General features: G+C 45.2%; 12 protein-coding genes. 7 read left to right on the top strand and 5 right to left on the bottom strand.

What is annotated here, in order from left to right; all coding sequences use genetic code 11:
- Nucleotides 1-27: 27 nt before the first annotated feature.
- The 6 genes from ACHZCY_RS06635 to ACHZCY_RS06610 all read left to right on the top strand — a co-directional run bounded on the left by ACHZCY_RS06635 (nt 28) and on the right by ACHZCY_RS06610 (nt 6,379).
- On the top strand, nt 28-1,035 hold the full coding sequence (locus ACHZCY_RS06635) for an amino acid ABC transporter permease (protein ID WP_319548266.1): 1,008 nt from the start codon (nt 28-30) through the stop codon (nt 1,033-1,035).
- Between the two features lie 27 nt (nt 1,036-1,062).
- Nucleotides 1,063-1,794 carry an amino acid ABC transporter ATP-binding protein gene (locus ACHZCY_RS06630; RefSeq protein ID WP_205221799.1) on the top strand — a complete coding sequence of 244 codons (732 nt, stop codon included), beginning with the start codon at nt 1,063-1,065 and terminating at the stop codon, nt 1,792-1,794.
- Between the two features lie 21 nt (nt 1,795-1,815).
- The gene (locus tag ACHZCY_RS06625) at nt 1,816-2,589 is read left to right on the top strand and encodes an EI24 domain-containing protein (RefSeq protein WP_205221798.1); all 774 of its coding nucleotides are present in this window, start codon (nt 1,816-1,818) and stop codon (nt 2,587-2,589) included.
- A 180-nt stretch (nt 2,590-2,769) separates the two neighbouring features.
- The gene (gene lhgO, locus ACHZCY_RS06620) at nt 2,770-3,978 is read left to right on the top strand and encodes an L-2-hydroxyglutarate oxidase (RefSeq protein WP_319548265.1); all 1,209 of its coding nucleotides are present in this window, start codon (nt 2,770-2,772) and stop codon (nt 3,976-3,978) included.
- A 10-nt stretch (nt 3,979-3,988) separates the two neighbouring features.
- Nucleotides 3,989-5,236 carry a lactate racemase domain-containing protein gene (locus tag ACHZCY_RS06615; RefSeq protein ID WP_319548264.1) on the top strand — a complete coding sequence of 416 codons (1,248 nt, stop codon included), beginning with the start codon at nt 3,989-3,991 and terminating at the stop codon, nt 5,234-5,236.
- Nucleotides 5,237-5,518: 282 nt separating this feature from the next.
- The gene (locus ACHZCY_RS06610) at nt 5,519-6,379 is read left to right on the top strand and encodes a response regulator (RefSeq protein ID WP_319548263.1); all 861 of its coding nucleotides are present in this window, start codon (nt 5,519-5,521) and stop codon (nt 6,377-6,379) included.
- 137 nt (nt 6,380-6,516) lie between these two features.
- On the opposite strand, the gene ACHZCY_RS06605 is transcribed toward ACHZCY_RS06610, so the two are convergent.
- Nucleotides 6,517-6,711 carry a hypothetical protein gene (locus ACHZCY_RS06605; protein ID WP_319548262.1) on the bottom strand — a complete coding sequence of 65 codons (195 nt, stop codon included), beginning with the start codon at nt 6,709-6,711 and terminating at the stop codon, nt 6,517-6,519.
- Nucleotides 6,712-6,867: 156 nt separating this feature from the next.
- Complete coding sequence (locus ACHZCY_RS06600) at nt 6,868-7,386, bottom strand: HPP family protein (protein ID WP_319548261.1); 519 nt, start codon at nt 7,384-7,386, stop codon at nt 6,868-6,870.
- A 458-nt stretch (nt 7,387-7,844) separates the two neighbouring features.
- Here ACHZCY_RS06600 and ACHZCY_RS06595 point away from each other — a divergent pair, with 458 nt between their 5' ends.
- Nucleotides 7,845-8,693: a serine hydrolase gene (locus tag ACHZCY_RS06595; RefSeq protein WP_319548260.1), complete on the top strand. Its 849-nt coding sequence runs from the start codon at nt 7,845-7,847 to the stop codon at nt 8,691-8,693.
- Between the two features lie 11 nt (nt 8,694-8,704).
- Here ACHZCY_RS06595 and ACHZCY_RS06590 read toward each other — a convergent pair whose 3' ends face one another.
- Genes ACHZCY_RS06590 through ACHZCY_RS06580 form a run of 3 tightly spaced genes read right to left on the bottom strand, consistent with a single transcriptional unit; the run spans nt 8,705 to nt 14,268 of the window.
- Nucleotides 8,705-10,150, bottom strand: coding sequence for an NTP/NDP exchange transporter (locus tag ACHZCY_RS06590; protein ID WP_319548259.1), 1,446 nt, complete (start codon nt 10,148-10,150; stop codon nt 8,705-8,707).
- A gap of 30 nt (nt 10,151-10,180) precedes the next feature.
- Nucleotides 10,181-11,467: a serine hydrolase gene (locus ACHZCY_RS06585; RefSeq protein ID WP_319548258.1), complete on the bottom strand. Its 1,287-nt coding sequence runs from the start codon at nt 11,465-11,467 to the stop codon at nt 10,181-10,183.
- On the bottom strand, nt 11,464-14,268 hold the full coding sequence (locus ACHZCY_RS06580) for a PEP/pyruvate-binding domain-containing protein (RefSeq protein ID WP_319548257.1): 2,805 nt from the start codon (nt 14,266-14,268) through the stop codon (nt 11,464-11,466). Before ACHZCY_RS06580 ends, ACHZCY_RS06585 begins: the two co-directional genes overlap by 4 nt.
- Nucleotides 14,269-14,282: the final 14 nt, after the last annotated feature.

The following is a 14,282-nucleotide window of genomic DNA, read 5'->3' as shown; positions in this document are numbered from 1 at the left end:
GTTTCCTTTTTTCCTGCGGTATCTTTCATGTTTGACTCATCAGCACGTGCTCAGCAAACCCGGAAGTATAATCTGTTTTGGTACAGCGTTTTTGTCGTTATAGTCATTGGTAGCCTTGCCGGGCTCTATGCTGCTACCCTGCAGGTTGATTATGTCTGGCGATGGAACAGGATTCCAAAATATTTTTACTACGAAGAACAGATTGATATTCGGACCGAAATTGAAGGGGTTGTTAGTAGTATAACGCTCAATGGTGAGACTGCCCAGATCGAAGTGTCCGGAGAAGATGAGTTCACTGAATCATACACTGTCCCTGCCGGCGGTATTGTCGTCAATGAAAACGATACTGTCTTTATGGGTGACGTGCTGGGTCGGGAAACCAAGTGGCAGGCAGGCCTATTACTCGTCGGGCTGTGGGTAACCTTAAAGGTTAGTTCTATTGCCATTGTTTTTGGAGTAATCCTGGGCCTGCTTACCGGGCTTGCACGGATTTCTCAGAATCCTGCATTGCGGATGTCGGCAATTACCTATATTGAACTGATCCGTGGCTCACCGTTGCTGGTTCAAATTTTTATCTGGTATTTTGTACTGGGTACTCTGATAAATTCAATGTTGGCAAATATAGGCCTTGGTCAGATTTCACCGCTGTGGTTCGGGGTGGCCTCCCTTGCCATTTTTGCCGGGGCCTATGTGGCAGAGATTGTGCGGGCTGGTATCCAATCTATTCATCCCGGCCAGGTGGAGGCCGCCCGCTCACTGGGAATGTCCAAGTATCGGGCCATGCGTCACATTATATTGCCACAGGCATTTCGAAGAATTCTGCCGCCTCTTGCCGGGCAGTTTATCAGCATGATTAAGGATTCCTCATTGCTGGGGGTTATTGCCATTCGCGATCTGACCAAGGCTACCAGGGAAGCCGTAACCAGTAGTTTGCAGCCCTTTGAACTGTGGTTTTTATGTGCAATTCTTTATCTGGTGCTGACATTTGCCTTTTCCATGTTTGTTCAGTATCTGGAGCGTAAATCCGTACAATAACCACTCTCCCGAGGGTAGAAATTTACAATGATAGAAGTCAAAAATATATTTAAAACTTTTTACGCCCCTGAAGAGATACAGGCGCTGTACGATGTTACCCATACCATTGAGCAAGGGCAGGTCGTTGTTGTTATTGGACCGTCAGGGTCTGGTAAATCAACTTTTCTTCGCTGTCTGAACCGATTGGAATACCCCGATTCCGGACATATTTTTATTGATGGGGTTGATATCCTATCGCCGAAAACAGATATTAATAAAGTCCGTGAAGAAGTAGGAATGGTGTTTCAGTCTTTTAACCTGTTTCCCCACAAAACGGTGATTGAAAATCTGACTATTGCTCAGCAGGTTGTGCGTAAGCGATCGAAAAAAGAAGCTGTGTCCATCGGGATGTCGCTGCTCAACAAGGTCGGTATCCGTGACAAGGCTGGTGTGTATCCTGCGCAACTTTCAGGGGGGCAACAGCAGCGGGTAGCCATTGCCCGTTCCCTGGCCATGGAACCTAAGGTTCTGCTTTTTGACGAACCCACATCTGCCCTGGACCCGGAAATGATAGGTGAAGTGTTGGATGTAATGAAAACTCTGGCCAAGGAAGGCATGACCATGGCGGTTGTCACCCATGAAATGGGTTTTGCCAGAGAAGTAGCCGACGAGGTGCTGTTTATGGATGCGGGGAGAATAATGGAAAAAGGTTCGCCCGAGCACTTTTTTATTAATCCTGAATCCGAACGTACCAAGTTGTTTCTCAAACAGATCTTATAAGTACGATTTTTTTGATATATTATGCAGGGCCGTACATCTCAATCCCGCTCATACGCCACGCCATGGGTATCCCTTGGCTATTCTCTCCGTTTTATTTTCCGCTATCCCAAGGTACTGAGTGTCAGCATGATGCTGGTAGTGGCTACAGGGTTGCTCACCTGGCTGGGCACTTACGAAAGTCTCGCCTTCATTGATTCGCTGACCGGTGATTTTTTTGCTCACCCGCCTGAGCCCGATCATTTCTGGAGTTGGCCGCTGGTGTGGGGGTGGAGCGCATTGCGGTGGCTTTTTTTAATCGTTTCCCGTGTGATAGCCTTTTATTTAGCCTTTCTGTTGGCCTACTGCCTGACCACGCCTGGCTATGTTTTTTTGAGTTTTCTTGCCGGAAATCGTTTTACCGGTCAGGCCAGGGAAGGAGAGGCATCCATGACACTTATCGGGATGTGCATTGATCTGATTGAGGGCGTAAAGATTGCAATGGTCGGTATTGTGGTAACCATTGTTGCTCTGCTGCTAAATTTTCTTCCTGTCATAGGCCAGGCAAGTGCCTTCCTTTTGTATGTTTTTTATTCCGCCCTGATGTTTATTGATTTCCCATCGTCGCGCTATCGCTGGAAACTGGGGCAGAAAATAGGTTGGATCAAAAAACACCGGAATCAGGCTTTTCGCCTTGGCTTGCTACCTGCGGTTGTCAGTATCATTCCATTGATCAATATCTTTTTTATGGCGCTGTTGTTTCCCCTTTTTACGGTTCATACCACTCTTAATTATCTGAGTATTGAAGGGCGGCGTTAATTTATAGATCGATTCGTCTTTTAGTATTCCCGCAGTTTCTCCTCTTTGCCGTCATCTTCACGGAAAGGATTCGACTCGTCTTGTGCATCTCGTTCTATTGGTTATTGTTTAAGTTTCAGGATAAATAACAGACACTATTTTTCGTAGCAGAAAGTAATCCCAGCCAACGAGTGAAGCCCTATGGAACATATATCAGCCGATTTGCTGGTTATTGGCAATGGCATTGTCGGTGCCTCCACTGCGCTTCAACTAAAAAAAAAGTATCCAAAGCTCAACATCTTGCTGCTCGACAAAGAGCAACATTGTGCCGGTCATCAGACCGGTCATAATTCAGGAGTTGTACATGCAGGCGTTTATTATAAGCCTGGCAGCCTTAAAGCTGAATTGTGCAAAAAGGGTGCTGAACTGACAAAAACGTTCTGTTTACAGCACAATTTGCCCTATGTGCAATGCGGCAAGCTTCTGGTGGCGACCTCTGATCTGGAAATGGCAAGGATGGAGGCGCTGCGTAAAAGATGCTATGAGAATGGCATCACTGTCCAAACCATATCTGCACCAGAACTCAGACGGCGTGAGCCAAATATTACAGGCAAAGGAGCTCTGTTAGTTAAAGCGACCGCGATTACCGATTATCCCGAAATCACCAGGCAGATGAACAGGTTATTTAGAGATCTCGGCGGTAAGACGCTTTTTGGTGCCGAAGTGGTTAAAATCCAGGAGGTGGAACAGGAGGTTCGGGTGCAAACAGCAGGCAATCGTATCCATGCTGTAAATGTGGTTGTTTGTGGTGGCCTGATGGCTGATCGACTGGCGAGGATGATGGCTATTGCTCTTACGTTTCAGATTGTTCCGTTCAGGGGAGAATACTACCAGCTACCATCTCGTCTAAGATCTCTAGTAAAACACCTTATCTATCCTATCCCTGATCCAGATCTTCCTTTTCTTGGGGTCCATCTTGCACCAATGGTTAATGGCTCGCTGATTGTAGGTCCCAATGCAGTATTGGGTTGGAAAAGGGAAGGGTATGGTCGTTTCAATGCGAGCATTAAGGATATAGCACAGATGGTACAATATAAGGGGTTCTGGAAAGTGCTAGGCCATAATTTGCATGCCGGAATTGAGGAGACGATCGACTCGTTGTATAAACCGGGTTACCTCAAACGGGTGCAAAAATACTGTCCCCGGATAAGGGCGAAAGATCTACTGCCCTATCCTGCAGGTATCCGAGCACAGGCGGTCATGGAAGATGGCAGCTTGGTGCATGATTTTCTTTTTGCAGAGACAGATCGATCGCTGCATGTCTGCAATGCCCCTTCACCGGCTGCTACATCGGCCCTTCCAATCGGCGACTATTTGTTAACCAAGGCTGCTGAAAAATTCAGTCTGTAAGAGGAGCGCAGTGAAAACAGTTGTCTTTAAGTATGGCAATAAGGAGGTAGCCATAAAGCTTCCTGGTCGGGCGCAACCGCTTTATGGAACCGAGCCGCCGGCATCAGTGGGCAAAGAAAAATTTGTCAGTGGTCTGGATCAACTCATCGGCAACCAGGCTATCAGGGGCCCCGTAGCAATCATCGTAGCGGATAAAACCAGGTTGTGCGGATATCCGCAGGTTCTCCCCTGGGTTATGGAAACCTTGAAAAAAAAATCCATAAATGATGATCAGGTTACTTTTTATATCGCCTATGGGACTCATTTACCACAGTCAGAAGACGAGTGCCTTGCGGCATACGGAGAAGTGTATCAAAAGTACCGGTTCATTCCTCATGACTGCACCCAACAGGATGCATTTGTTATGTTGGGAGCAACGCGCCAGGGGACGCAAGTAAAGGTTCGGCGGGATGTTGTTGAGTCCGAATTTATTCTTACTCTCGGGGCGGTCTCCCATCACTATTTTGCAGGGTATGGAGGTGGGAGGAAGTTGCTTTTTCCAGGATTGGGAGAAAAAAAGGCTATTTATACGAACCATGGACTTTTTCTGGATAAAGAAAACGCACGACTCGCTCAAGGATGCTGGCCTGGAAACCTTGATGGTAATCCTTTGGCAGAGGATCTTCAAGAAATTCACGAGATGCTTCCCAACTACCGATCCATCCATGCTGTTTTAGACAGCAAAGGTAAACCGGCTAGCTACCATTTCGGGAAAAACTACGACGATTTCCTTGTTGTCTGCAGGATGCTGGACGATTGTTATAAGATTGAAGTTGAAAAGCCATTTGATCTGCTTTTTGCCTCAGCAGGCGGTTTTCCTAAGGATATTAATATGATTCAGACACATAAATCTCTCCATAATGCTGCCAATCTGGTCCGAGATGGAGGGAAACTGGTCATGTTTGCAGAGTGTCGAGACGGGATTGGGTCAACAACCTTTTTGCCGTATTTTGAGATGGGCGGATGGGATAATGCGTTTAAGGCATTAGCAGATAATTATACCGGCAACGGTGGTACCGCTCTATCCATGATGGAAAAAACAAACCGAATCAACATAGCTTTAGTGACCAGTTTGCCTGGTGATATTTGTGCAAAATTACACGTCGAGAAACAGACACTCGAGCAGGCTGCCTGTTCCTTCAATGGTGTAACCGGCAGGATTGGAGTTGTGCAAAATAGTTCTCTCCTGGTTTCGGATCGTATGTCAACCGTTTCGTAGATTGAGTTGTTGATACCTGTTTATAAGATATTAAACAATACGTCTTGCCGGGAAATGGAAAAAATGTGGATCCTAAATAATCAGGTTTTTTGCCTATAGTGGAGGCATGCAGAAAAAAATGTCGCAACCATGTCGCTACTCTCGGAGCTTTCCCATACCTCTGAGAATATTTTCACATAATGAGGCAAGCGTCAGGCTCCGAGAAAGTGGATGAAAACACAATGATGCAAGATAGTCAGAAAACAAAGTCTGCAAAATCTTCTTTACTCATTTGAGAAAATAATGAAAGAGATTATTAAATGGCTCCGTGAAATTGAGCATTTAGCAAACAATGTATATTCGCAAGCCGCATTGATTTATGCAAACGACGAAAAATTTAAAAAATTTTTAGAGCATACGGCCGAAGAGGAAGCTTGGCATTATCACGTTATGGGAAGTGCGGCAGAATATCTGTCAGCAGAGCCTGACATTTTACCCGTGATTTGCGTTGATGATAAAACAAATCAAAAAATCACAAAATATTTTTTAGAAATCAGTTCAGGCAGTACGGAAGGAACTCTTTCCAAAGCAGAACTCATCGAGAAAATAGTCGAGGTTGAGCTTTCAGAATGGAATGATATATTTCTTTACGTCGTCAATTTTTTAAAAGATAGAACGTGTGAATTCAAATATCCAGCCGCAAGAATACAAACCCATATCAAGGAAATTGAACACTATTTAGAGACAGTGCAAGGACGAACGCAAGCACTGCAGAAAATAAAAGAATTACCCCCTGTATGGACTGAAAATATTTTAATAGTCGACGATGAAAAGATGATTACCGGACTTATTAAATCACTGCTTAACCGATCAGGGAACATTGATATTGCTCATGATGGGCAAGAGGCGCTCAACATGATGGAGAAAAAATTTTATAAATTAATAGTCTCAGATATCGACATGCCTAAAATGGATGGGCTGCGTTTCTACCATGAAGCGGTAGAAAAATATCCGTCGTCCAGCAATAGATTTCTCTTCATGACAGGGTATCTTTCTTCTGAGAGGCAATCCTTTTTCGATAAAAGGAATATCCAATATCTTGCCAAGCCGATGGACATTAGTGCGCTGAGAGAAGAGGCTGCAAAAATTATCCTTTTGAAATGAAACAGAGCGTCAGTAACTATCCTTCTGGGTGAGTATTTTTTTGTATAGATAACAATTTTTTGGAGTTTACTGGCTATGCATGCCAGAAATCCTGAAAAGAGCGATACCTGCTTTGTTATTGCCAGGCGTTCACAGCTTTATTTCACTTGGTGGTACTTTTTCTGCAAGCCAGGATGGCGGAAAACAAGTGCAGATAATGCCGTAAACAGGGCGACTCCACCGATTATAATAGCCAAGCGTACCCAAGGCATACCATATTCCTGGCGTAACTGAACCAGGTTAACCATGGTTCTTAACCATTCCAATGAATACAACACTAGCAGTACCTGCATAATTCGTGGGCTCCATGGTCTTGTAATAAAAAGCAGGCTGGTCGTGAGAAGACAAAAAACAGCAATGATTGCAGCGCCTGATCTTTGAAAGTGGGCAGCAATGAGAACCGAACTCAAAAAAACCGGAAGCAAGCGAACGAAGAGCATAATGACCCTTTATTTTTTTGGATAGGTTCTACCCGGCGCTACTTTGTTTACCACCAGCGCAATGAGCAGCATGAGAAAAGCACCGGTAGCAACGGGGAAAAGAGCGTATATATATCCAAGTTGATGAATATTCTCTCCTCCAATAACTGCAATAAGGGCAGTCGCCCCGCCAGGAGGATGTACAGTACCGGTAAACTGCATTACAGCTATCGCTGTCGCAACAGCCAAAGGGGCAGCCAACCATAGTTGGTCCGGAAGGATTTGGAATGCGGTAACCCCCACAATAGCAGATAGTATATGACCACCCATGAGGTTTCTTGGTTGAGCAAGGGGACTGTCCTCTGCTCCGTATATCAAAACTGCGGAGGCTCCGAACGATCCAATTATCAAGGTTAAACTTGTTCCCTCAAGTGCAAAGCGAGTGAGCAGCGATACTAAGGCGATTCCGATAAATGCCCCAATCCATGACCAGAGTATCTGCCATTTTGAGGTGATTGGTCGCGGGACCACTATTGTGTACATTCCCATTATTTATGCCCATGTTTTTTTGTTGAGGATTTTTATTATGCCTTCCGAACCAACGGCATTGATAAATAGCAGGGTAATGAGGATAATTCTTTTATACAGGTCAATTATTTATCAGCGATGCAGAAAATATTTTGGTTACCTAATTTGCGGCCTTGTGAATAAAGCTTGTAGAGATGCAACCGTTGGTTGAAAACGATACCAAGGCTACAGCTAATGGCATCATAGGGATACAAATCAAGGGTAAGGCGAGATTATTTGTAATTTTTACTTAATTGTTACTATTATTTTGGGACATGTTGATCATGTAAGTCCTTATTTTTATGTCAACCTAGGGCGATATACGCAACCTGCACTGAACATAACGATGCAAACTTTGGCTGCAAATTATCCATGAATTACTTCTTTTTTTATTGAAAACCCGTATGCATTTCTTTTTATCACTTTTTTTCGTGTGTATCGTGTCTTGCCTGCCAAGTTTTGCTGCAGATTTCAGCAATGTCCAGCAACCTGCTTTTCCAACGCTTTGGGAAGCAAGTGATGCTGTTCTCCAGCAAAAATTGGAAAAAGTTGTTAAGCAGCAGGGCTTATGGAGCCAGGTTACAAATAAACATCTTGCATTAGTCGTTGTTGAGATAAGTGCACTACAAACCCCACGCTTGGCACAGCTTAACGGCAATCAAATGTATTATGCCGCCAGCTTGCCTAAAATTGCAATCTTACTAGGGGCCTTTGTCGAGATTGAGGCGGGGAAACTGGAAGAAAGCGATGAACTCTATAAACAGATGACCGATATGATTCGCTATTCCAGCAACACTGCGGCGAGTTACGTGTTATCAATTGTCGGCGGAGAGCGGATTTTGCAGATCCTACAGGATCCCGATTTTGCCCTTTATGATCCGCAGCATAATGGCGGCTTGTGGGTTGGAAAACCGTATGGAAAAAGCGGAGCCTATCGTCGAGATCCCTTGTATAATTTTTCCCATGGAGCCACCGCTATTCAGGCGGCTCGATTTTATTACTTGCTGGAAACACAGCAGCTGTTAACAGCAGAATATACAGAAAAGATGAAGGAAATACTCAGTAAACCGGGAATTAATCACAAGTTTGTCAAAGGGTTGAAAAACGTGCCTGAAATAGAGATGTATCGTAAGTCAGGCTCTTGGAAAAATTGTCATGCCGACAGTGCACTGGTTCAGTGTAAAAACTCCAAGTATATTATTGTCGGGCTGTCAGATTCCACGCAAGGTGGAAAATGGCTGGAAAAGTTAGGTTTGCCTTTGCATACAATGATTACAGGTGAGCAGTAAAGATGTTGTCGCTATTCAACATTTTCTACAAGCTTACATCGCTCCCGAATGAGTATCACCGCACAAAACAGCCACAGGCAAACAAGACAAATATTAAAGACGAAAAACTGTACAGTAGACAAGGCAAAGACCTGTACCCCAAGTAAGACGGTTAAGGCCGCAAGACCGTCTCCAATGCGGACATATAACGTATCAATTGCCGGCTTAGCATGAAATGTACTGGCAGAATCCATTGGCAGCCAAAGCACGTGGCGAGCGGTATTGTTTAACGAATAGTCTGTTGAGTTTTCGGCAATTTTCATTATTTTTACGATTATGAGTATGGGTACAAGTGCCATAACCGTATATGATATCATCGCAATCACTGGCAGAATCAGTATGATTGTCCCAAAACCTCCATATTTCAGAAGACGGGAAGCGAGAAACGCTTGCAACAGAAGTGCAACTATATTGACCCAAAAGAAAAAATTACCGTAAAAGGCTGTGGTGCCGTTGCGTGTAAATTCCAGTATAGATTGAGGGTCATTAATTTTTTGGTGTACAGCCTGCTCTGTCAGCGCATTCTGAACGACCTGAAATAACAGGTTCTCGCCATTGGTATTGACCCAGTTGTTTAATAGGGTCAACAGTGCAATCGCCAACAGGAAACGACTTTTTAAAACGAGTTTTGCACCATTTAAAAGGAAGCCGAGCCCTTGTTGCTTCTTTTGTGAGGCGTCATCAGAGGTTTTTTGGGTATCATGCCCCTTCTGTTTTTGTGCACTGCAGGCCATGTCCACATGTACACCTGCCTGGTTGCGCTGTCTGGCATCAACAAGACGCGTCAGAACAATTGAAGCAAAGAGCGGTACCGTTCCGACGAGGAGTAGGGACTCAGAAGGAACAATCCCGCTGCCCACAAGGACATTAACGATTTCAGAACCAAATGCTGCCCCAGATGTTGCACCTATGGCAATCACTGGTAACAGACGCTTACCTGCTTCATCGTTATAGATGTCGGCACAAAAGGTCCAGAACTGTGCTACGACAAATACACCAAACATGCCTACCCAGAGGTAAAAAAGAATGCCTGAAAAGGGAAGTACTTCAAAAAACAAACCAGGCTGGACAGCCCAAAAAAACACCATATTAGCAATGCAAAAAAGGGTGGTTCGGGTTACCAGGGCTGAACGAGTCCATTTTTCAGATAACCTGCCATACCAGCCAACGATGAAAAGCAGCAGCATTGCCTGGAAAAAGCTGGAATAGGCTTTGACCTCCATCTTGGTTAATCCGGAAATGTCAGATACCGCAATCCAGCCTTCCCGCAGTGGTTTTATGAAATAATAGGCGCAGAGAATAAGAAAGACATTGGCAAACATCATGATTGCCGTTGTTCCCTCTCCGGGCTGTATTTGAGTAAAAAGTTGTAAAAACTTTTCTACGCGACTGCGTTGTGTTGTTGGTTTTTTATTCATTTGATGAAAAAATAATTTCAGTCGTCTGGTTTATTGTGTTGTTACCGAATGTTCTTTCTGCATCAGGCGATGGATACGGGTTGCCAGTGTCTGATGCTCGACTGCCGAGTTTTGCCGCAATACATTAGAAATAACAATCACCATATAATAGAGACTGCCTTCTTCCGGGGGGCTTTCGACAATGGCAACAGAGTTCATATAGTTGCGGACATTTCCCTTATACGCGCCGCACTTAAACCCTTCCTCTTTCTTGCATTTGTATAACGAGCCAGATTTAAAATAGACAGCTGAGTTAGCCAGCGCCGGAGCCGAGGCGTAGCGAATACGACGTTCCGTCATATATAGCAGTCGTTTTAGTTGTCGTGAGGAAAATTCATCGACCAGTTGGCCTTGTTCCATTTTAATCAGGAGTTCCAGCAATTGGTTTGCGGTTGCATAACTGTTACCGCCACCGTTGACCAGCCGTTTCCCTTCTCGAGTAAAAAAGCTACCTTGGCGCATCTGTTCAAGATCCAAACCATTGCGGGTAACCGGGTCCCAGAATGTTTTTTGGTAAAGAGCTGTCTTTTCTTTGGCAGGTGTCTCCTTAAAAAAACGCCGTATCTCTTTTTCACTTGGTTGAAAATCCTTACCATAATGGGTGAGCAGCATCCCCTGACGCTGGTTCATTGCCGCAGCCGCATTCGAACTGACAGACAGCATCCAGTCCAGAAATTCCCATTGTGATCCCTGATCACCTATTTGCATGGTTTTTCTGGTTAATTTTTTATTTTCTATATCAAAAATGCGGATGGTATGATGATCAGATTGGCTGAATTTGTCGGCTGTCACTAGCGTATTTTTTAAAACCCCGATGCGTTGCGCGGTGTCGTCGGGCCAGGTATCTGCCAACGCCTGAAAAAAGCCCAAAGCCACCAATATTTTACCGACACTGCCAACATTTTGTTTATGATCACCGCGGTGCACTGCATAGCGGGGGCTCGCGATGTCGGTTAAATCAAGTAAAGCAACACTGTATTCGTTGGTATGCTTGCCCAGCAGTGATGTAATTTGTGCTGAGAGTCCTGGGTCTGGAGACGGAATTTGAAAGTTTCCATGCTCCAGCAGGCGAAGATCTACCTGTTTGGTTGTCAACAAAGCGCCTGGTGGTTGTTTGACATCTGCAATGATCCCCTGGTTTGCCAGACGTGCACCTTCTGTTCGTCGTATGCCGGTGTCAGCGTATCCATCCAATGGATACGCATGAGCCATTGTTGAGGACAAGGCGAGCAGGAAGATCAGGGCGGTAACAATGTGCATCTTCTTGTATTGTTTCATTGTTTTGGAACTCCATTCATGTTTACACGTATGGAAGAGCTACTCTGCAGAGCTTTGTCCATATTCATCAAGTAGGTGGTTCCCTGTACCGCATCATTATCTAAAAAGGGGCGAATCTGGAACAAGTTCAATTGACCCTGAACAAAGCCAAATTCAACATCAGCTGGTGCTGGGCTGCCGGCATCGTCGACGATGGACGGGAACTTTTTCGGTAACTCATTGGCAAACTCTATGAGTTGTTGAATCTCTTCTGGCTGAAGAAGCGTATCAGATCCACTCACCGGGAGTTCTACTAACCCGCCTGCTGGAGATGGTTGTCGCCTTGTCGGAGCTGTAGCTGTCGCCAACACACGAACAGAAGCATCCTTTCTGTTGATGCGTAAAGATTCCGCTGATTGCCCGTCAACAGCACCGCCAACGCCTTCGTTCACCGCCACCGATAAAATATCCTGATTACCGGTATCGATGTCTGCCGTCACCATAACGCCGGACTGATCACTGGCCACTGAACGCAGCAGCAGGATAGAAGGGTAAACGTATTGGGGCTGTTCCATATGTGATTGGCGCCATGCAAAGGCTCGCTTTGTAAAAGGAGATGCCCACACTTGTTTGACTGCAGCAAGTAAATTGTCAAAACCGATAACATTTGGCAGGGTCAGGTTGAGGCCGGCCCCCGTAAAATTGGGTAAGTCTTCCACATTGGTATCGGAGCGCACAAACACACCTATCTCTGTGCTGCCAAATGTCTGTTCCAGAGAGTTGCGCAATGCATCAATAAAGGCTGGATCGAGTTGAGAGTGGAGAATAATATCATATAATTCCGCACGAAAAGCTTCTGTCTTTTGGCGGTGATTGACCGGATCGGATTGCAGTGAATGGAGAAAGGCATATTGTTCGGTCATCCACTCAAAAAGTGTCTTGGAGCTTCCTTTATATGGTTTGGTCAGCACCGATTGGTGGAAAACGCCAAAAGGTATAGCAACGCCATTGGCTACCTTATCAGGGTAAATATATTTGAGCTCACCAAGCTTAGCTGCCTTAGGCCCGACGATTCGTCCTGAGTCTGTGGCGCGCAGCTGGGTTAAATCGATGCATTTGTTAAATGTTGTGTCCAGTTTCTCCAGATCAGGCCGGATAACAACATTTTCCTTGTTTTTTACTGCCTCGCCAAAAAAGGCTCGCCATTTTTCATTATCAGCACTGATTTCCACCAAACCTGAAGGCGATACCGCCATGATAATAACCTGACCGTTATGTTTTTTTAATTCAGGAATAATATCTTCATTCACCGTCACATTGGGGATTCCCAGATTGCGAGCCAGCAGCTGCACATGGGAAAGTGGGTTTCCTTCGCCGGCAGTAATAATGCCTGATAATGGTGGAAGATCGGAAACCGTCTCAGGGAGCACGTAAATGCCGTCCGGTTGGATAGATGCAATGTTTTCACCCGACACATCGGTATAAAGCGTACCTCGTACCAGCCCCGGGTTAAGTGCATGAAATCCAACGCCGATTTTTTTACCGAAAAGGCTGTGTTTGACTCCTGATAATTGATTGACATCAATGGTCAGCCCGTTAAGGACCTGAGAGAAAAACAATAACGGGCTGCCCCGTAACTGATCCTGGATAAAGAGGTGGACAAGTGGTTCTATTTGCCCAAGTTTTTGCATTGAAGTGTAAAATTGAAAACGCATCGCCTGGGTGCCCCATCCCGGTACCCTTGCCAGGTAGCGTAATTCTTCACTGTAATCTGTGAGATTCAGCTCGCTTTTGTCCAATTTGGCAATGGAAGCAGCAGCTTGCTGATAGCTTCTATTGTTGATAACGCCTGTACCATAAGCCGCCAAAGCAGATGCCTGCAGCAGGCTGATGCGTTGCTTGCGGTGCATCTGACCAATATTTTTTCGTAGTTGTGTACTGCTGGCAAAATGGGCGGCTTCAACCTGTAGACTTAAGTCCAACAACTGTATCCGTGCACTTGGGCTTTTCACCTCAGGCAGGAAATCGCGTATATCGGCTAATGCTTTTCCGGTTGTACGGTATTGATTTTCCGGGCTGTTGTCTTTTTCCAAAGTTTGCGCTGTCTCACGCATCCATTTTTGGAGCCAGGGTGCTTTGGAATATATTTTTGCCTGAGCAGCTAAAGCATCAGAAAGATCAGGAGCTGTATATACCTGATCGATTTCATCTGCCAGCAGCAGGTATTGGGCATTATCTGTGACAGTTTTTGCATATTTCCTCACCAATGCAGCATCACCAGCATCGGGAGATCCATGAATTTTTACGCGGAGTGGTAGAAAACCTTTATCTTTTTCCGCTAGTGATGCTGAAAGCTGCCGAATATTTTGTGCAGAAGCGGTGTCTTTTCCGTGGGCCAGTAATCGTACTCCACTGTAAAGACTTAAAAAACGAGAGGTGAGCCAGCCCTTTTGAGTACTGAGTTTGGTTAACAGCTTTCTGGCCCCGTCTCTCTCATTTTCTTCCTGGATGGCACCACGATAGAATTGAGCTTTTCTCATGATCCATCCGTCGTCAATCTGGATCAGAAATTTTTCTATCAGAATTTGGTTATACTGATCAATAAAATCAGGTTCCTGCAGTACTTTTTCAATATCAAGGGCGGCCAGTATGTTGGCTATGTAATAGCCATTATCTCTCATAATACTGGTGCGTTCTGTATACGCTCCATGCTGCCGCCCACCGCCGTGCTCTCTGCAGGCATAAGGCTTGGGCGGCAGTACACTGCCGTCATTGCAAAACCACATCACTTTTTTAAAAGGTCCCCTGGGCTGTGCTTTCATGTCTTGCACCCAGG

Source organism: Desulfogranum marinum (assembly GCF_963675105.2).
Taxonomy (GTDB): Bacteria; Desulfobacterota; Desulfobulbia; order Desulfobulbales; family Desulfobulbaceae; genus Desulfogranum; species Desulfogranum marinum.
This window is presented reverse-complemented; position numbering and strand designations above follow the sequence as displayed.

Bases quoted from the DNA above. Each gene is read 5' to 3' on its own strand.
- ACHZCY_RS06635 (WP_319548266.1), top strand. From the start codon at position 28: ATGTTTGACTCATCAGCACGTGCTCAGCAAACCCGGAAGTATAATCTG.
- ACHZCY_RS06630 (WP_205221799.1), top strand. From the start codon at position 1,063: ATGATAGAAGTCAAAAATATATTTAAAACTTTTTACGCCCCTGAAGAG.
- ACHZCY_RS06625 (WP_205221798.1), top strand. From the start codon at position 1,816: ATGCAGGGCCGTACATCTCAATCCCGCTCATACGCCACGCCATGGGTA.
- lhgO (WP_319548265.1), top strand. From the start codon at position 2,770: ATGGAACATATATCAGCCGATTTGCTGGTTATTGGCAATGGCATTGTC.
- ACHZCY_RS06610 (WP_319548263.1), top strand. From the start codon at position 5,519: ATGAAAGAGATTATTAAATGGCTCCGTGAAATTGAGCATTTAGCAAAC.
- ACHZCY_RS06605 (WP_319548262.1), bottom strand. From the start codon at position 6,711: ATGCAGGTACTGCTAGTGTTGTATTCATTGGAATGGTTAAGAACCATG.
- ACHZCY_RS06600 (WP_319548261.1), bottom strand. From the start codon at position 7,386: ATGGGAATGTACACAATAGTGGTCCCGCGACCAATCACCTCAAAATGG.
- ACHZCY_RS06590 (WP_319548259.1), bottom strand. From the start codon at position 10,150: ATGAATAAAAAACCAACAACACAACGCAGTCGCGTAGAAAAGTTTTTA.
- ACHZCY_RS06585 (WP_319548258.1), bottom strand. From the start codon at position 11,467: ATGAAACAATACAAGAAGATGCACATTGTTACCGCCCTGATCTTCCTG.
- ACHZCY_RS06580 (WP_319548257.1), bottom strand. From the start codon at position 14,268: ATGAAAGCACAGCCCAGGGGACCTTTTAAAAAAGTGATGTGGTTTTGC.